Origin of the sequence: Paenibacillus sp. FSL R10-2736 (assembly GCF_038000245.1) — a bacterium.
Taxonomy (GTDB): Bacteria; Bacillota; Bacilli; order Paenibacillales; family Paenibacillaceae; genus Paenibacillus_AQ; species Paenibacillus_AQ phytohabitans.
The window spans coordinates 6,330,046-6,348,253 of the sequence record NZ_JBBOBN010000001.1; the positions used below are offsets into that span (position 1 = coordinate 6,330,046).

An 18,208-nucleotide genomic window follows, 5' to 3' on the forward strand; every position below is an offset into this window, starting at 1 on the left:
GGAAATGTGTTCCATTATACAGTCAAAACTTGTTCACTTTTCAGCAGAGCTTCATTACCGCGGTCACGGGTCATGAAGTAGGTGAAGGTAAGCGCCAGGAATACTATGCCGTAAGCGGCCAGCAGTCCGGCATCATTCCACATCGAGCTGAAGTCGCCAGTGGAGATGACTGCCTTGAAGCCTTTGACACTGTAAGTCATCGGCAGCAGCGGATTGAAGATCTTCATCCAGTTCGGAATCAGCTCCAGCGGGAACGTACCCGCACTCGTAGTCAATTGGAAGATCAGAATAAGGATGACTACGAAACGGCCCGGCTGGTCGAGCCAGGTTACGATCGCCTGGATCATCCACATGAAGGCAAGGCTGGTAATGAAGGAGAAGGCGTAGAACAAGCCTACACTCTGCACTTCAAGGCCCAGGCCGTACAGAACAATCAGGATAGCGAGAAGTGCCTGGAGCAAGCTCATCATGGAGAACGTAAGAGTACGGCTCATGAACCGGTTGAACCGGCTGGCTCCGATCACTTCAGATTCACGCATCGGAATAACAATCGTACAGATCAGTGCGCCTACGAACAAACCGAGCGACAGGAAGTAAGGGGCGAACCCTGTTCCATAGTTCGGTACCTTGCTGACTTTCACTTCTTCAATCTGTACCGGCTGGGCAAACATGGATACCAGCGCATCGCTCTTGTTCACAGCATTAGTCTGCGTTGCAGCATCGCCCAGCTTGCTGGCCAGCTCACCGGAGCCTGCTTTCAGCTCATCCAGACCGTCCTTGAGCTGGCCTGCTCCGTCACTCAGCTGCTTCGAGCCGTCAGCTACAGAGCTGAGGCCGCTGCCAAGCTGTCCTGCGCCGCTCAGCAGCTTCGCTGTTCCGGCTTCAAGCGCCTTGCCGCCGTCGGCCAGCTTCGCACCGCCTGCGGCCGCTTCGTCCAGCTTCGCCCCGAACTGCTGCATGCCTGCCGACAGCTTAGCGCCGCCTGCTGCAAGTGTGCCAGCGCCAGCCGCCAGCTGCTGCTGGCCTTCCAGCAGCTGTGCGCTGCCGGCGTTCAGCTGCTGCGCTCCGGCATGCAGCTGCGTTACACCTGCATCAAGCTGCTGGGAACCGCTGTGCAGCTGATTCGCTCCCTGCACCAGCTGCTCCTGACCGCTGTGCAGCGCTGTTGCTCCTGCCAGCAGCTGCTCCTGGCTCTGGTCCAGCTGTGCAGTGCCGGTGGCCACTGCTGTACTTGCCGCCAGCAGCTTCTGTACATCCGGGCTTGCCGCAAGCTGCGGATTCGATTTCGCCAGTGCCTGCAGACCGTCTGCTACCGCCTTGGCTCCGGCTGCCGCTTTCGCGCTGCCTTCCTTCGAAGCCGTAAGACCGGCCTCGAGCTTCGCGCTGCCTTCTGCGGAAGATGTCAGACCCGCTTCCAGCTTCGCGCTGCCGTCTACCACCGACTTCGTGCCAGCCTGCAGCTTGGCGGTTCCTTCTACGGCCGACTGTGTGCCGTCCTTAAGCGAAGCCGCTCCGGCTGCAGTCTTCTGCAGCCCTGCGTCAAGCTGCTTGCTGCCTGCTGCCGACTGGGTCACACCATCCTGCAGCTGCTTATGGGCTGCGGACAACTGCTGAAGCCCTCCGGCCAGCGTGCTGCTGCCGGCTTCCAGAGCCGCTGCTCCGGTATTCAGATCCGTCACACCCTGGGTAAGCGGCGCTACACCATCGAGCAGCTTGCCGGTGCCTTCAGTCAGGACAAGCAGATTGTCCTTCAGCTTAAGCGCTCCGTCATCCAGCTTGGTGGCACCGTCAGCAATCTTGGTGGCGCCGTCCCCGGCTTCGCCAAGCCCGCTGGCGATATCCGTGATTTTATCAAATACAGATTCGGTATACGCTTCTGTGATCTTGGCAGATACCTTGGTTTTAATATCCTTCACTGCCGTGCCGCCGATCTGGCCAGCCAGGAAGTTGTAGCCTTCATTAGGCTCATAGATGATTTTGGCCGGCTGCGGATCCACATCCAGCAGGGTAGTAGCTTTGGCCGAGAAGTCTTCCGGAACAATAATCGCCATATAATAGGTATTGTCCGCAAGTCCGGCTTCCGCTGCTTCACGGCTGACGAAATTCCACTTGAACCCGTCCGTCTTCTTCAGCTCTGCGACCAGGTCTGTTCCTGCGCTCAGCTTGGAGCCCTCATAATCAGCACCTTTATCTTCATTTACGACAGCGACCGGAAGCTCGTTCATTTTACCGTAAGGATCCCAGAATGCCTTCAGGAATAATCCGCTGTACAGTACAGGAATGAACAGAATGGCAAACATGGAAATACGCATCTTGGGATTCTTAAAAACCGCGCCAAGGTCCTTGATAAACACGGATAAAGATTTCATTCTGGTTCTCTCCTTCTAATCATATGCTCTCTTTAAAATGCTATAAATTCCTCTGAAATGATATTTTCGTGAATATTACAGTAACACTGGTTGACCATTTTCCCCATTCAGTCAGTCAAGAGCAAAAAAAATTTCGCCTGTTCCATCAGGGAAAGCGCAGGTTCGCAGGGCGCCGTCCCTATACCGGACTTAAATTCTACTGTGACAGGCCTTCTGCCAAAAATAAGTGAAAGTAGCATTTAATCTGCTCTTTGGTCAAAGGCACATGCACCTTGCTCAGTTCAGCAGTAAGTACGATATAAAGCCTGAACATTACTACCGAGACAATCTGGGGATCGCAGGGTTTGATCTCCCCTTGACGGATTGCCTGTTCCACCTCCCGTTCCAAATATTCAAGTACGACACTCTCGATCTTGTCGAGCCCATCACCGGCCTGCGGCGTTCCGAAATCACGACTTTCCTGGGACAGCTTAATGAATAGCTCATGTTCGCTCCGAAATTCCAGCAGGGCGTCAAGCACGCGGTGCAGATTATCAAAAAACGGCTTGTCGCGTTTAATCTCCCGCTCGGCGATTCTTTTCATCTCAATAATGACATCTCGCAGAATCTCGTCAAATAATTGTTCCTTGTTCGTAAAAAAGGTATAAATCGTCCCTTTGCCGACATTGGCAATCTTGGCGACCTGATCCATTGTAGTTGCCTTATAGCCGAATAATGAAAAAGATTTCGTCGCCGCCTGAAGCACCTGCTGCCTTCGATCTACCACAGCCACCCGTGCACTCCCTTTCGTCAGGAAATATCATTGCGTCCGCGTTCTGACCAATTTACTAATCCGGTCACTCGGTCAAGACCAACTTTATCACGATGCTCCTGCCAATGCAATACTTATGCCCAACTTTTTTTATTTTATTGCAGTGTTTTAACTTTCTATTTACGTCTTATTTGTATAATGTGAGAAAAGAAGCAAAAACCCTAGTATAATATAATAGAACATGAACATGGGATCTCGAATGAACCGATGAAGAGAACTCGTAATTCTACCCATGATGGAAAGTAGCAGGTGAACTTATGCGAAAGAAAAGAGTACTGCTGTTTTCGGAAGGCTTCGGCACGGGCCATACAGGGGCAGCCTATGCTCTGGCCGAAGGAATAAGACTGCTGAGTCCGGATGTGCAGTGCCGGGTCATTGAGCTTGGAAAATTCCTCAATCCTACGGTCGCACCATGGATTCTTTCCGCTTACCGCAAAACAGTCAGCAGCCAGCCGAAGCTGGTCGGCATGATGTATAAGACCCAATATCATAAATCACTGAACCGGTTGACCAAGCTGGCTCTTCACCGGATTTTTTATACACATGCCTCACAGGTCATAGAGCAGCTTAAACCCGATTTGATTATCTGCACTCATCCGATTCCGGCCGCTGTCATCTCCAGATTGAAGCAGCAGGGGCTGGATGTCCCGCTCTACACGCTGATTACAGATTATGATGCGCACGGCAGCTGGGTGAACGCCGAAGCTAACCGTTATCTCGTCTCTACTTCACGCGTCAAATCGATTCTTACCGGACGGGGCGTATCTCCTGAGCTGGTGACGGTTACCGGCATCCCGGTGCATCCGAAGTTCTGGGAGCGCCATAGCAAGACTCAGCTCCGCAAGGAGCTGGGGCTCGCCGACATTCCTACCGTGCTCATTATGGGCGGCGGCTGGGGGCTGATGTTCGGGAAGGACATCATGAATTCGCTCACGGCCCGGATGGATGAGATCCAGCTTATATTCTGTATGGGCAGCAATGACAAGCTGGTAGCCAAAATGAAAGCCAACCCGCTGCTGGACCATCCCAATGTAAAGATTCTCGGCTACAGCAGCGAGATCAACAAATTAATGGATGCTTCCGATCTGCTGATTACGAAGCCGGGCGGAATGACCTGTACTGAAGGTCAGGCCAAAGGCATTCCGATGCTGTTCTACAGCGCCATCCCGGGGCAGGAAGAGAAGAACAGCCAGTATTTTGTAGAGCTGGGGCTGGCCGAGGTGCTTGATTCGGAAGTGGTGAACAAATGGTTCTCCATGCTGCTGCATGAATATGCCGGACTTGAATTACAGCGGAAACGCCGGACTTCTCCGGAACGCCAGCAGCCTCAGCATTGTGCAGCTACTGTGCTCCAGCTGCTGGGCAAGCCCGCCAGCCAAGCTGTTGCCGAATCCGAGTCGTGGAGCTCCCCCTCACAGGTGCGCAATGAAGAGGCCGTCTATGTCACCCCGTAAACGGCCCCCAGGTGAACAACAACATAAAGAACCTCCAGCCACTGGTAAGCGTGGATTTGGAGGTTCTTTTGCATTACTTAAGATGAGAATGCAGCGGAAACCTTCTCCGCGCGCAGCCAGCGTGAATTCGGATGGCTAGACCGTAACAGTGATTATTTGTAAAAGGTATGATTGCCGATGGTCTTAAGGAGTGTCCGTGAATGATGCACAGTAAGATCCTGCGCGAGTGTCAGCGATAAGAAGAAGTACGTGTCATCCGTAACTTCCTTAACTCCCATAAGTGCAGCATTAACAGCCTTGATACTGTCTGCGTTGGGCTTCACACGCTTTAGACGGCCGTTGGCGACAGGACTGAATTGGCTTTTTTGATAGATTACATCATGAATGGTATCGGGAAAATTGGCTGACCGCAGCCGGTTCAGAACAACGTTGGCAACTGCCACCTTGCCCTGGTACGGTTCGCCTTCTGCTTCTGCCATGACGATTTTTTGCAGCAGTAGCAGGTCTTCTTCGGATACGGCGTAGCTCCAGGTAGCTTCAGCTTGCTGCTCCTGGCTTAGTAGCTTGGTCCGAGAGAAGAACAATGTTGCGGGGGGATGTTGCTGAGTTGCCGCTTTGACTTTATTTACGCTCGTTGTCCCCTTGGCCGCTTTCTTCAGCGCTTGCGCCGCTGACGGCGTTGCTTTCACCACAGTTACCTTAGCCTTAGGCTTAGGCTGAACGGCGCCCGTCTTCACAGCCTCTTCACGCTGCAGCTTCTCGGGGCTTAACCATCCGGCGCTTACCATGCGGGCCCAGGTGTGGACCGGTTCGGCAGCTGTGGTGTAAAGCATGGGAATCATTGTGCTGGATGAAGGGCTTGTCCTATATACAGCTGATGCAGCTTTCGGAACACGGGGCTCCAGAGACTCATGGCCGGCAGACTTCAATTTACCCATTTCTATTACATTCTCCCCGGTAGCAGCAGATCCTTCGGGGTTCATCAAACTTATCGCTGAGAAAGACACTAGAATTACACTAACCAGCAGCGCAATACAGCGGCTCTGTTTAAATATTAACATTATTTACCTCCTATTTTACGGCACACTCCTATTGTATGTAACCGAAAATGGAAGCTTTGAAAACTTTCTTGTCGATTTATGTTGAGAAAAATGTAAATTTTTCGGTCATTTCATACATAGGAATGGCATGCATCCTGGTAGCATACACCACAAAAGCATCCACCGTCCAGCCTAAGTCTGGAAGTAAATTGCCTGCGGGACGTCCCTTTACCCGTAAATTTCCCAGCCGCTCCAGCGTAAACGGCTGCTCCTCACGGTATTTGCGGGCCACTGTCAAATGGGGATTATACGTTCGCGTTTCCGCCGTGAACCCTAACGGAAGTGTCGCCGAAACCACCTTTTTCTGCAGCTCCCTGAGCGGCTCAAGCTCCCCGGAAACCCCCGTCCAGAGCACTCTTGGCGAGTCCGGGAGGCCGAATGTGCCCCATTCTCCGAGCTTCAGCTGAAAGCCTTTGCTTGACGAGGAAACTTTCCGGAGCGCCGCGAACAGGGCCGGGATATCCTCCTTCGGAGTGTCGCCAAGAAATTGCAGCGTAATATGGAAATCTTCAAAATGTGTCCATCTGGCAAATTTAAGTCCGGAAGACACGCGGGCAGACTCATTTTTAAGATAATAGCGCAGTGCTTCCGGCAAAGGTATCGCGATAAACAGACGCTCAAATTCTTGCTCCGGCTCCTTATGTTCCATTCTAATTTCACCTTTCCAGGCAGATTTGTTATGCTTATTCTATACTTATCGTCCATTTCTCTACTGAAATGTAGAATAGGAGGGAACCAACATGACTAAATCCATCGTTTGTATGCAGCATTTATCAGATGGGCAGCAGGAGCTGATCCGCGCCGCTGCACCAGATTATACCCTTACCCTCGGAGATTCCAGGAATCCGGACCTTGAGCTGCTCTCCGGTGCGGAAATTATCATCGGCTGGGGAAAAGGCGTCAGTGATACCCTTCTGCGCCAGGGTTCACCGCTGCGCTGGGTCCAGGCCTGGTCTGCCGGTGTGGAGAAACTTCCGCTCGAAGCCATGCATGAACGCGGGATTCTGCTGACGAATGCCAGCGGTGTTCATGCCGAACCGATTACTGCCGTTATCTTCAGCTTCATGCTGATGTTCACCCGGAACATGCATACCGCTATCCGCAACCAGCAGAACCGCCGCTGGCATTCGGATGGACAAGAGAGTGAATTGACCGGCAAGACGGCAGTGATTGCCGGAACCGGCTCCATCGGCAGTGAAACCGCCAGAATTGCCAAGGCTTTCCGTATGAAGACGATCGGTGTGAGCCGTTCCGGCCGGCCGGTTGACGGCTTCGATGAGGTCTTCACGACCGGACAGCTGAAGGCTTCCGTGAGCGACGCCGATTTTATTATCAACACTTTGCCGATCACCGACGAGACGCAGGGAATATTCGATGCAGACATCTTCTCCGCTGCCAAGCAGGGGGCTTATTACATTAATATTGGCCGCGGAGCGACTACCAATACGGACGATCTAATCTCTGCGCTGCACAGCGGACAGCTTGCCGGTGCCGGACTCGATGTCTTCGAGAAAGAACCGCTGCCGGAGGATCACCCTCTGTGGGGAATGGAGCAGGTCATCATGACCCCTCACTGTGCCGGGGTAACCGACCGTTACGCGGACCGGGTAGTGGATATTTTCGTTGAGAACATGAAGGCCTATCTGGAGTCCGGAACGCCTTCACTCAATCTGGTCGACTACAGCCGCCAATATTAAGCCTCCGCTGCCTGGGTGGCGGGGTAACTGTGGGATATGCGGACTTGCGAACTAGGCTGGCGAGCCTGCTGCGGGGTCGCTGCTAACTTGTGGACGGGCCGGTGATTGCTGAGGATTTGCTGACTTGTTTGTGACTTGCGGGTTTAAAGGTGCCTCCTGCGGCTAAATGTTGTACATATTACAACATTAGATGCTGGATAAAAGGGTTTTCTAGAGAATTGTTGTACGAAATACAACAATTCTCTCGTTAATCTGCCGGATGGAGGCGAAATGATGCCTTTTGTACAACAATTTTCGGTTAACGTCGATCTTTTGAGGAAAATGTTGTATTTTGTGCAGGATTTTAACTATATAGACTATAGATTGAGCTGGAAAGTACCTTGCTCCGTAGAACCCTGTGCCGGCAAGACTCCTGCGCGGACAAGTCTATTGTGAACTAGCTAGTGCGGAGTGCATTGCAATTACTTTAATTGTATTTCCTGCAGTTAAATAACGGCGAAAAAACGGATTTGCCCGGTTAACTGTATTCTGTACAACTAAAATTAGCGGTACGTCTTTTTTCCCGGAGTATGGGGGATTTTAACTGCAGAGAATGCAATTAAAACCCTCGCAGCGCAAAAAACGATCGCTTTAGTTGCACAAAATACAGTTAGTTAGTACTTAGGCAGCGCGAATTTCGTCATCAATTCGCCAAGGAGTTCGAGCCTGCAGTTGGAGCTAGGAGCACGGGCCATCCGAAAAACCCCCAGTTCAAGCAGTAATATAGCAGTAGGTAACATAACTTCACTCTCCCCAGCACAATACCAAGACAAAAACAGCCTCTGCTAAACTAAGCAGAGGCTGTTTTTATATTCCCATCTCACTATATAGTTTGAACTTGAAATTTACATTTAGTGGCGGAAGAGAAGTTTGGAACTGTAGGAGCGGCAGCGTCCGCCTTTGTTCACGGATTTCCACCGCTACCAGCGGTATAAATCAAGAAATCCGGGAACAACAGCGGCCGGAAGTCCAAACATTCTCTGCAGTCACGGCGTATCCCTAAGTAATTAAATTTCACTGCTTCAGCCTATATAGCCCCTTACACTTGAAACCGAGTAACAGACTCCTTAAGCTCAGTAATCAGCAGCTTCAGATGCTCGATGCCGTTAGCCACTTCCGTAGTCGCGCTGAGCTGCTCGTGAGCCGAAGCTGAAGTCTCTTCTACACCGGCCGCAGATTGCTGGGCGAGTGCCGAGATATGCTGGCTGAACTCGTTCATGGTTTCACTGGCTCCGGTCATCTGCTCCAGATCCTTGGCCATTTCTTCCACCGTGAGCGCCATTACCCCCACCGAGCCGTTGATATCGGCCAGGGCTTCGCCTGTCTCGACTATCTGCCGGCTGCCCTCTTCCGTCTTCGCCACGCCGCCGCGCAATTGTTCAACCATCGCTCTGGAGTCATGCTGGATTCCCTGTGTAATTCCGGTAATCTCCGCTACGGTCCGCTGCACATCCTCCGACAGCTTGCGCACCTCCTGTGCTACTACCGCGAAGCCCCGGCCGCTGTCACCGGCTCTCGCCGCTTCAATGGCCGCATTGATCGCCAGCAGATGCGTCTGCTCAGAGATGCTGCGGATGGAGCCGACAAGCCGGAAGATCCCCTCGTTCTTGCGGTTCAGCTCCTCCACCGTGTCCATAGACTGCGATACAGCGTCCGCAATCTGGTTCATTTGCGCCACCGAGCTCTCCATGAGCGCTTTGCCTTTTTCACCCTTCTGCCGCACCTGCTCCGAATGAAGCGAGAGGTCAATTCCCCTGCCGGCAAAATTCTCAATTATAGCATTTAATTCCTCCACCGCCTTAGAAGCATCTACCGCTGCTTCGGCCTGGCTGCCGGAGGCTTTGGCCAGCTCTTCCATGGTCAAGGCAATCTGGCTGCTGCCCTCCTTGGTTTCGGAAATCGTATGCATCAGCTCATCGCCCTGTTCCGAAATCACCTCGGAGACATTTCTGATCCGGTTCACCATTTCCAGCAAGGTACGGTTAGTTTCGTTAACGGTCTTGGCAAGCTGGCCGATTTCATCCATATTGCCGATCAGGGTATCCTCTGCGGTCAGATCACCGCCGGAGATCCGCTGCAGGTGTACGGTTACCTTTTTGAGCGGATTGATCATGGTCTTACGGATCACCATGTTAATCATTCCGATGACTACCAGGACAATCAGCACAGTTACAATACTCAACGTCAGGGAAGTGTGGAAAATATTCTCGGAAACTTCACCCTCACTCGCTGCTTCATCCTGAGTGTGTGCAACAAGCGCGTCCAGATCAATCTGCATCGAATTAAACGCCTCAATCCCCTTGTGGGATACCTCCAATGCTAATTCCTCGTCATTCGAGCTGCTGAGCAGGATCGCCTGATTGTTGACGGTCAGGAACTCTCCCCATTTCCCGACGAGCGACTGTAATTGCCCCAGCTCCTGCTCTCCCCGCAAGGTGAGCTTGTATTCCTTCAATGTATCTGACACTTTGCGGATGAATTCAGCCCGCTCTTCCGCAAGTGTGTTTTTCTCTGCGCTATCCGTGCTCAGAATATGCTGCATGCTGATCGCCATAACATGCTCTGTCAGGTAATTTACATTGTGGATTTTATCCAGTGCGGGAATGCTCTGATCAATAATATTGCCTGTGTTCTTCTGCATACCATTCATTTGATAGAGCGAGACCCCGCCGGTAACCAGAACCAGTACTGCCAAAGCCGCATAACCGGAGGCAATCTTGAATCCAATACTTTTACTTCCTTTAGCTACTGCGGTCTGGCGCACCTTTTTAGTTCTACTCACCCATTTTTTAACTGCACTTTTCAGTTGTTGACCCTTGCCCATCTACGCGCGCCTCCTCAAACTTTTTCCGAAAACATGACCGGAATTCCATTCTATTACATTCCATTTTCATAAAAGAACAAAAAAAAATAGGTTGCTAGTACTATTTCGGCAAAACACCCAAAAAGTTTTATATGTATATCCAGAACTATAAAAAAAGTACCCGCAAGCCAAACTGGCTGACAGGTACTATAAACGCAGCAGTATGTCCTAATCCAGATCGTAAATCGAGCCTACCTTTAGTCCATACAGCTCATTGTAGATTTTCTCGGCAAACGCATCGGTCATCCCGGCGATATAATCTGTCACCATATGCTCCCAGGTCCAGATGGGCCTGGCCGACCTCTGATCCTTCTCATACCGCTGCAGCCAGTCGCTCGGAATAATACTCCGGGAGGTCTCGGGATCCAGGAAGGCCTCCCACAGCCGCCGGAGGATCCATTCACTCCGTTTCTGCAGGCGCTGCACACGCAAATCGCGGATCATCGTTACCCAGGCGAAGCTTTTGAGCACACTGACCGTCCGCAGCATATCCTCATCCTCCTGGCCTTCCTTGATGAAGGTAACCTTCTTCCAGTCCCCGTCCTCGATGACGCCGAGACTGGCGACGAAAGTACTGACCCAATAAGCTTTAACTTCACGGCGCGTGCGGGAGTAGTCATTCTCACAGGTTGGCATTTTCTCCATCCATACCCGAAGGAATGAGCTAAGCACTTCCTCCACCTTGGCGCTGATCGCCTCGGCCTGCCAGCCTGACCAGAAGGCATCCTCCAGCGTCGTGATCTTCTCAACAATCAGCCGCTGAATGTATTCGTCGTGCATGAAATGCTCGTGTACCTCTATCTTGCCGGCCTTGATGCCGTCTTCGAGGTCATGGGCCGAATAGGCTATATCATCGCATAAGTCCATAAGCTGTGCTTCCAGTGTCTTCTTGCCTGCCGGAACCCCCCACTGGGTGCGGATCTCGTTGATGTACTCCCATTCATGCAGGTACATGCCCTTCTTCAGCACAGTACCGGGAAACGGATATTTGTTAATGCCCAGCAGCACCGCATCCGAGAGGTTCAGTCCATCAATATTTTCGCGTTTCTCCAGAAACATGATCAGGCGGAAGTTATGGGCATTGCCTTCAAAATGTTCATATTTACGCTTCATGCTCTCATGAATCGTCTGCTTCTGTACCGGACCGGCCCCGGACTTCGCGGCAGCCTCCGCTGTCTTCTTGGCAATAAGCCCTTCCAGCAGGCTGTCCAGCACCTCTTCCCCCTTATGCCCAAACGGCGGATGGCCGAAATCATGCGCAATGGCCGCACATTCCACAACCTCCGGATCGATGACCAATCCCGGATTCTCAGCTGCCCCCGTCTCTACCTCAGGATAAGAACGCAGCAGACTCTTGGCCGCTTCGCGGGCAATCTGCGCCACCTCCAGCGAGTGGGTCAGCCGTGTGCGGTAATAATCTCCGGTGCCTGCACCGAATACCTGTGATTTGCCTTGCAGCCGTCGAAAGGTCGGCGAATGGATCAGACGCGAATAATCGCGTTCATATGCGGCTCTGGACGTTTCCAGCCGGGTAATTTCCGGATATTGCCTATGCTCTCTTTTCTCAATTAGTGTCATCTCCGCTGCCCCTATTCCATTATTCTGTATTTAGTATCTCATTATAAGTCATTTCCGGCAGAACTTTCACTCTAAAATGCGGCCAGATAAGTTTCCGGTTCAGATGTTACTTTCATCTTTATCATTAACCTTCCAGTTCGCTCTATATAAAATGCATATTTCCCGGGGCAAATCGAGCATTCTAAGGCTCAAGCAGCGCAGGAACGGCTTATAAAAACACAGGGTGTGGAGTGAAACTTGAGACGCATGAAAACAGGAATCCGAATCACTGCCGCGGCCCTTGCAGCGCTCGCGCTTATGCACGGCTCTGCAGACATTGCCCTAGGCAGCCCGAACAGGGCCAAGAACCGCTATTATTATGAGGAACGGGGCGACATGATCTGGGAGGTGCAGACCAGCCAAAAGGTTATTGCACTCACCTTCGACGACGGCCCGGACCCCTTCGAGACGGATGGCATTCTGGAGGTACTGCATGAATACAATGCGAAATGCACTTTTTTTGCAATTGGCAAACGGATCGCCGCTTATCCCGAGGTCGCCAGACGCGTCATTAATGAAGGCCATGAGCTTGCGAACCATACCTATAATCACGTTTATTTCAAAAAACCGGTCTCCGGGCAGCAGATTCAGGAGGAGCTGGAGCTGACGGAGAAGGAGATTGTCAAAGTATCCGGCAAACACAGCAGCCTGTTCAGACCGCCGGGCGGAATGTACGACGACACGATGATTGATGTGTCCAACAGCATGGGCCTGAAGCCGGTGCTCTGGTCCTGGCATCAGGATACCCGCGACTGGAACCGCCCGGGAGTCTGGAGCATCTCCAGCAGAGTGATCCGCAATGCCCGGAATGGGGATATCGTTCTGTTCCATGACCATGTCCATGGGCAATCGCAAACGAAGGAAGCGCTGAAGATTATCCTCCCCGAGCTTGAGAAGCAAGGGTTCAGGTTCGTCACTGTCTCCGAGCTGATCACGTTATCCGATGCGCAGCAGGCGAAGACAGAGCGGCACGGGACTTATTGAAGCTCCGTCTGCCGCTCTCCGCCTGCGGTCCGGGGGTTTCTTAGATTGCGCAGGTCCACAAAATAAGGTAGTCTTGAGCATTATAAGCATTATATGGCTACCTGTGACTTCTGCCGCAGTGCATCCCCTGGGAGGGTTTAATTCATGTCTGAGAATACTTCCTATACCACCGAGGAAATCGCCCGGTTACTCAAAATATCCAAGCTTAAAGTCTATGATCTGATCAAAAAAGGAGAGCTGCCCTCCTACCGTGTCGGCAAACAGATGCGTGTTGACCTCTCTGATCTGGAGGCATACAAGCAGAATTCCCGCAGCAGCGGGGCTTATGGGCATCCGCTCCCCGGCGGAAGCGGATTACAGGAAATACAGCCGCTGCAGACGCCCGCTTCCTTCGCGGCTCCGTTTCAGGCCTTCGCCCCTCCGCCGCCCCATACCGGCAAAAGCACCAGTATGAATGTGGTCATTACCGGCCAGGATATGTCGCTTGATATTCTGGCGACCTATCTGGAGCGTACGCTGCCGTCCACCCGCCCGCTCCGTTCGTATGCCGGCAGTCTGGACAGCCTGATTGCCATGTATCACGGGGAATCGGATATTGTCAGCACCCATCTCCTGGATGGGGATACCGGCGAATATAATCTGCCTTATATCCGCAAGCTGCTCGTAGGCTTCTCTTATATCGTAGTGCATCTGCTATCACGCAGTGCCGGGTTCTATGTGCGGAAGGGCAACCCCAAAGGCATCCGCGGCTGGAGTGATCTCCGGCAGAGCGGGCTGACCCTGATCAACCGTGAACGCGGCTCCGGGGCCCGGGTGCTGCTGGATGAGCAGCTCCGCCTGCTCGGAATTCCATCCGCATCGCTGGAGGGCTACGGAACCGAAGAGAACAGCCATCTGGCTATAGCCGGCATGGTGGCGCGGGGCAGCGCCGATGTGGGCATCGGAACTGAGAAGGCCGCCAAGATTATTGACGGCATCGACTTCATTCCGCTCACCACGGAACGCTACGATCTGGTCATGGTCAAGAAGCCCGAGAATGAACAATGGATCAGCACGGTTCTTGATATTCTGCGTTCATCCGCCTTCCAGAACGAGCTGAAGTCCATTCACAGCTATGACCTTACCGAAACAGGGAATATTATATACGAGACTTGAACTAGCGGAACAGCAAAGGGACGCCAGGCGGAGATATACCACCGGGACGTCCCTTTTCGCTGCATCTGTATTTCAATCGGGGTCTTCAATCCTTACTGCTGCATCCGGTCTACAATCCCGGTGAACAGAATACCTATCGCTGTAGCTCCGGCATCCGGGTGGCTGAGGCTCCGCTCGCCCACATAGCTTGCCCTGCCTTTGGAAGCGATAATGTCTTTGGTGTGCTCGGCTCCCTGCACCGCCGCTTCTGCGCCCTTGCGCATGCTGATCAGCAGGGCGTCGCCACTCTCCGCACTCTTCCGCTGAGCTTCAGCAGCAGGAATCAGTGCATCGAGCAGCGTCTTATCGCCAAGCTTCGCTCCGCCCCGCTTCTGAATCCCTTCCGCTGCATGCTCCAGCAGCTCGGCAAGTTCAAGTCCGCTTAGCTCTGTCCGGCCCTTGGCGTATTTCGCCGCGCTGCGGAAGGCCGAGCCCCAGATCGGACCCGAAGCGCCTCCGCAGTGCTCAATGATCACCATTCCGCAGGCTTTGAGGAATTCACCGATTTCCTCCTGCGGCAGCTCCTCCCATTCCAGCTTCAGCTGCCGGAAGCCTTTGGCCAGCGACATGCCGAAGTCCCCGTCTCCGGCAAAGGAATCCAGTTCACAGAATTCGACTTCCTTCTCAATGATAAGCTTCGCCATCTCATCTATCATCACTACTATATCAGCTGTAAGCAGCTTCTCCATTGCTTCCGCCTCCTAACATCTATAAGCTGCCGTCTCCGCGCTATAGTCGAGTGCCTGCTTCAGCTCATCATCCAGCTTCAGCAGGGTGACCGATGCTCCCGCCATATCAATCGCACTCATATAATTACCGACAAAGGTCCGGTACACCCTAATCTTGGCTTCCTCCAGCAGCAGGCTGACGGAACGGTTCAGAATGTACAATTCCTGCAGCGGCGTTGCCCCGAAGCCGTTAATCATCAGCACGACCTCTTCCTCCGGGTTAACCGGCATATCGGCGAGCAGCGCCTGCAGTGCCTTCGCGGCCAGTTCATCGGCCGGAACGAGCTTTTCCCGGGCAATACCCGGTTCGCCGTGAATGCCTACACCGAATTCGATCTCATCCTCTCCAAGCGCGAAGGTTGGTGAGCCTTTGGCCGGCACGGTACAGGAAGTCAGCGCGAAGCCGATCGACCGGACATTGCGCACTGTTTTCTCCGCGATGGCCTTGACCTCCGGAAGTGTATCTCCCCGTTCTGCAGCCGCTCCGGCGATCTTATGCACAAACACCGTTCCGGCCACGCCTCTTCTGCCTGCCGTCGATGCATCGTCCGCTACGGACACATCATCGTTCACATACACTTTTTCCACGGTGATATCATCATCTTCGAACGCCATCTCCGCCGCCGCATCGAAATTCATACAGTCGCCGGAATAGTTCTTGATAATCAGCAGCGTTCCTTGGGAGGAAGCCGTCTTCGTAATCGCATTGTAGACCTGAATCGTCGACGGAGATGCAAACACATCACCGCATACCGCCGCATCCAGCATTCCCTTACCTACGTATCCGCCATGCGCAGGCTCATGTCCGCTGCCTCCGCCGCTGATCAGGGTGACTTTGTCCGGGTTCAGCTCTTTGCGCGTAATAATCTTGTATTTCCGGTTCCACTCCAGCAGCTCCGGATGGGCAAGCACCATGCCCTCGATCATCTGCACGACTACATCTTCAGGAGCGTTGATGATCTTCTTCATCTGGCTTCGCCTCCGCTTCCGCCCAGCCGGTCCGCAGCCAGAATGGCCGCATATACATCATTCTTCGTAACCGGGAACGGCATATTATGAATGGACTCCCCTTCGGCACAGGCTCTTTCGGCCACCGGCATCAGCCGGGCTTCACTGATATCTGTAACACCCAGGTCCTTCAGGCAGGTAGGTAATCCGAGCGACTTGCAGAAGCCAAGCACCGTGTCCAGTTCTTCCTGCGGCGCATTCTCCAGCACCATGTGCACCAGCGTGCCGAAAGCCACCTTTTCCCCGTGATAATAATGATGAGTCTCCTCCAGAATGGTCAGTCCGTTATGCACAGCATGCGCTGCGGCCAGTCCCCCGCTCTCGAATCCAAGCCCGCTGAGCAGGATATTCGTCTCGATAATATTCTCCAGCGCCTGCGTAACCACCTTGCTGTCATTGGCCGCTTTGGCCTTCAGTCCGTCCTCCAGCAGTGTTTCGTAGCAGAGCCGGGCCAGCTCCATCGCCGCCTTCGTGCTTACCGCCCCGGAATTGTTATAGGTGAACCCTCTAACACAGGATCTCGCCTCAAAAAAGGTCGACAGCGCATCCCCCATCCCGGCCACCAGAAAACGCGTCGGTGCATTGGCAATGATTCCGGTATCCACCAGCACCACATTGGGATTCTGCCGCGCATACAGATAGGATTCGAACTCGCCGTGCTCCGAATAGATCACCGAAGAGCCGCTGCATGGTGCATCAGTCGCCGCAATCGTCGGTACGACAATAATCGCAATTCTAGCCCGGTTGGCGATCGCTTTGGCTGTATCCAGCGCCTTGCCGCCGCCGAGGCCAACAATCACATCACAGCCTTCTGCTGCCGCGAACTGCTCCAGCCGGCCGATCTCCTTAAGCGTACATTCCCCGCCGAACCCGCCGGTTACGAATTCGAAGCCGCCTTTGGCAACTGCCTTGTCCAGGTAATCCTGAACCCGGGCCTGATCATCCTTATGCGCCACCAGCAGCGCTTTCCGTCCATAGATCGTTACATAGTCCCCGATGTTGTACAGTTCATCTTTGCCCTGAACATATTTAGAGGGAGAGGTTAGTATTTTTCTCATTTCACAGCACTCCTTAGGCAGGATTTGTAAACGCTTCCTATTCAGTATAAGCGCTTTGCCGCTGTTTGGCATTGCACGATCCTGTATAGAACTATTCCGTCATTTCATCCTATAAACTCCCAGCGCAGCGCGGATTATGCACGGCTCTTCAGGCGGTAGACCGCCGGTGTTTCGCCTGTAGCTTTTTTGAAGGTCCGGATGAAATACCCGCTATCCTCAAAACCCAGCGAATACGCGATGCTCACTACAGATTCTTCCCCCTCCGCCAGACTACGTTTCGCTTCCTCCAGCCTAAGGCTATTTATATAGGAAGAAAAGGTGCTGCCCGTCTCCTGCCGGAACAGTCTGCTGAAATAGTCCGCGCTGATCCAGCATAACTGGGCCATATCCGCCAGTCTCAGCCGCTCCCGGAAATGCCCATGCATATGCTCCAGCGCCGGCTTCAGCCTGAGGCTGCCGCCTGTTGTGCCCGCAGCTTGCTTCCTGTCAGTCGGCTGGCCCGCCTCCTCCTGTACCTGCTGCCGGGGAATCTCATGTACCTGCGCTGCTTCTTCTGTAAGCTTCACATCGGCAGCAGCTGCAGAAGCGCCGAATACATAAGTCCGGTTCCTGGCGCTAACTCTGCCGGTTATATAATGGCTCATGTGGGTGACCAGACGGGCTACGGATTCGATCCGTTCATAAGACATCTCCGGAAGGCTCCGGTAATATTCCTCCAGCATGCTGTCATGCTCCCTTTGATCTGGAGTGCTGGTTGCGCTCAGCATATCAAGCTTCTTACCGGTATCCTGTGCGGGAATAGAGATCTGCCCCAGCATAATGGAGCCAAGGTACTTGCTGCCGACTACCAGCGGTACCGCCATATCCACAATCCCCATATGGCATTTATAGACATAGGGACGCTGCATACTCTGTGCGGCATATCCCCCGCGGTAATCACAGCTCTCACATAACCGGGAGGACTGGGTGGCCGATCTCATCGCTCTGCAAAAGTCCGTGCATTTGCTGTGCCGGGTCACCGGCTTGCCGCCAGCATCGACCGTGAGCACAGCCATATCCGTCACCGCAGCAAGATCGTCCTGAATGATCTGCAGCGCCTGTGTATCCACGACATGCTCAAGCAGTTCCAAAGAGTTCCTCATGAGTCCCTCCATTATCATTCAAATTATATCTAAAATTATAACATGATAACGGTTGCAACAAGGAGATTCGGCGCAAACATTTTCAAGTTGGCGGATTCAGGGGCACTTCTGCCCCTCATTCCCGCCTGCTGCCTGCTTCCGCCG

12 protein-coding genes and 1 pseudogene are annotated in these 18,208 nt (G+C 53.1%); 4 read left to right on the forward strand and 9 right to left on the reverse strand.

The features are described from left to right. Positions 1–14: 14 nt before the first annotated feature. Complete coding sequence (locus NSQ73_RS27145) at positions 15–2,369, reverse strand: YhgE/Pip domain-containing protein (RefSeq protein WP_340988991.1); 2,355 nt, start codon at positions 2,367–2,369, stop codon at positions 15–17. A gap of 196 nt (positions 2,370–2,565) precedes the next feature. Continuing rightward, positions 2,566–3,141 carry a TetR/AcrR family transcriptional regulator gene (locus tag NSQ73_RS27150; protein WP_039302173.1) on the reverse strand — a complete coding sequence of 192 codons (576 nt, stop codon included), beginning with the start codon at positions 3,139–3,141 and terminating at the stop codon, positions 2,566–2,568. A gap of 296 nt (positions 3,142–3,437) precedes the next feature. Between NSQ73_RS27150 and NSQ73_RS27155 the strand changes: the two genes are divergently transcribed. Beyond that, positions 3,438–4,634, forward strand: coding sequence for an MGDG synthase family glycosyltransferase (locus NSQ73_RS27155; protein WP_171720504.1), 1,197 nt, complete (start codon positions 3,438–3,440; stop codon positions 4,632–4,634). 152 nt (positions 4,635–4,786) lie between these two features. Here the strand turns inward: NSQ73_RS27155 and NSQ73_RS27160 are convergent, their stop codons facing one another. After that, positions 4,787–5,695 carry a cell wall hydrolase gene (locus tag NSQ73_RS27160; RefSeq protein WP_340988993.1) on the reverse strand — a complete coding sequence of 303 codons (909 nt, stop codon included), beginning with the start codon at positions 5,693–5,695 and terminating at the stop codon, positions 4,787–4,789. A 76-nt stretch (positions 5,696–5,771) separates the two neighbouring features. After that, positions 5,772–6,383 (reverse strand): RNA 2',3'-cyclic phosphodiesterase, encoded by a 612-nt coding sequence (thpR, locus tag NSQ73_RS27165; RefSeq protein WP_340988995.1) that lies wholly within the window; start codon positions 6,381–6,383, stop codon positions 5,772–5,774. A 91-nt stretch (positions 6,384–6,474) separates the two neighbouring features. Between thpR and NSQ73_RS27170 the strand changes: the two genes are divergently transcribed. Further along, entirely contained in the window at positions 6,475–7,431 is a 957-nt protein-coding gene (locus NSQ73_RS27170; protein WP_340988997.1) for a D-2-hydroxyacid dehydrogenase, read from the forward strand. Between the two features lie 1,078 nt (positions 7,432–8,509). On the opposite strand, the gene NSQ73_RS27175 is transcribed toward NSQ73_RS27170, so the two are convergent. Next, positions 8,510–10,294, reverse strand: a complete 1,785-nt coding sequence (locus NSQ73_RS27175; protein WP_340988998.1) for a methyl-accepting chemotaxis protein — start codon at positions 10,292–10,294, stop codon at positions 8,510–8,512. 207 nt (positions 10,295–10,501) lie between these two features. Next, positions 10,502–11,911, reverse strand: a complete 1,410-nt coding sequence (locus tag NSQ73_RS27180; RefSeq protein ID WP_042134021.1) for a deoxyguanosinetriphosphate triphosphohydrolase family protein — start codon at positions 11,909–11,911, stop codon at positions 10,502–10,504. A 246-nt stretch (positions 11,912–12,157) separates the two neighbouring features. On the opposite strand from NSQ73_RS27180, the gene NSQ73_RS27185 reads away from it, so the two are divergent. Both NSQ73_RS27185 and NSQ73_RS27190 read left to right on the forward strand, forming a co-directional pair. Next, positions 12,158–12,934, forward strand: coding sequence for a polysaccharide deacetylase family protein (locus tag NSQ73_RS27185; RefSeq protein ID WP_340989427.1), 777 nt, complete (start codon positions 12,158–12,160; stop codon positions 12,932–12,934). 144 nt (positions 12,935–13,078) lie between these two features. Next, positions 13,079–14,089 (forward strand): helix-turn-helix transcriptional regulator, encoded by a 1,011-nt coding sequence (locus NSQ73_RS27190; protein ID WP_340988999.1) that lies wholly within the window; start codon positions 13,079–13,081, stop codon positions 14,087–14,089. Between the two features lie 92 nt (positions 14,090–14,181). On the opposite strand, the pseudogene dhaK reads toward NSQ73_RS27190, so the two are convergent. The 3 genes and pseudogenes from dhaK to NSQ73_RS27205 form a co-directional block, all read right to left on the reverse strand. After that, positions 14,182–15,825, reverse strand: a pseudogene (gene dhaK, locus NSQ73_RS27195) (dihydroxyacetone kinase subunit DhaK). After that, complete coding sequence (locus tag NSQ73_RS27200; protein WP_340989000.1) at positions 15,822–16,922, reverse strand: glycerol dehydrogenase; 1,101 nt, start codon at positions 16,920–16,922, stop codon at positions 15,822–15,824. The pseudogene dhaK and the gene NSQ73_RS27200 overlap by 4 nt, the downstream one beginning before the upstream one ends. A gap of 134 nt (positions 16,923–17,056) precedes the next feature. Next, the gene (locus NSQ73_RS27205; protein ID WP_340989002.1) at positions 17,057–18,064 is read right to left on the reverse strand and encodes a PocR ligand-binding domain-containing protein; all 1,008 of its coding nucleotides are present in this window, start codon (positions 18,062–18,064) and stop codon (positions 17,057–17,059) included. Positions 18,065–18,208: the final 144 nt, after the last annotated feature.

Bases quoted from the DNA above. Each gene is read 5' to 3' on its own strand.
- NSQ73_RS27145 (WP_340988991.1), bottom strand. From the start codon at position 2,369: ATGAAATCTTTATCCGTGTTTATCAAGGACCTTGGCGCGGTTTTTAAG.
- NSQ73_RS27155 (WP_171720504.1), top strand. From the start codon at position 3,438: ATGCGAAAGAAAAGAGTACTGCTGTTTTCGGAAGGCTTCGGCACGGGC.
- NSQ73_RS27160 (WP_340988993.1), bottom strand. From the start codon at position 5,695: ATGTTAATATTTAAACAGAGCCGCTGTATTGCGCTGCTGGTTAGTGTA.
- thpR (WP_340988995.1), bottom strand. From the start codon at position 6,383: ATGGAACATAAGGAGCCGGAGCAAGAATTTGAGCGTCTGTTTATCGCG.
- NSQ73_RS27170 (WP_340988997.1), top strand. From the start codon at position 6,475: ATGACTAAATCCATCGTTTGTATGCAGCATTTATCAGATGGGCAGCAG.
- NSQ73_RS27175 (WP_340988998.1), bottom strand. From the start codon at position 10,294: ATGGGCAAGGGTCAACAACTGAAAAGTGCAGTTAAAAAATGGGTGAGT.
- NSQ73_RS27180 (WP_042134021.1), bottom strand. From the start codon at position 11,911: ATGACACTAATTGAGAAAAGAGAGCATAGGCAATATCCGGAAATTACC.
- NSQ73_RS27185 (WP_340989427.1), top strand. From the start codon at position 12,158: ATGAAAACAGGAATCCGAATCACTGCCGCGGCCCTTGCAGCGCTCGCG.
- NSQ73_RS27190 (WP_340988999.1), top strand. From the start codon at position 13,079: ATGTCTGAGAATACTTCCTATACCACCGAGGAAATCGCCCGGTTACTC.
- NSQ73_RS27200 (WP_340989000.1), bottom strand. From the start codon at position 16,922: ATGAGAAAAATACTAACCTCTCCCTCTAAATATGTTCAGGGCAAAGAT.
- NSQ73_RS27205 (WP_340989002.1), bottom strand. From the start codon at position 18,064: ATGAGGAACTCTTTGGAACTGCTTGAGCATGTCGTGGATACACAGGCG.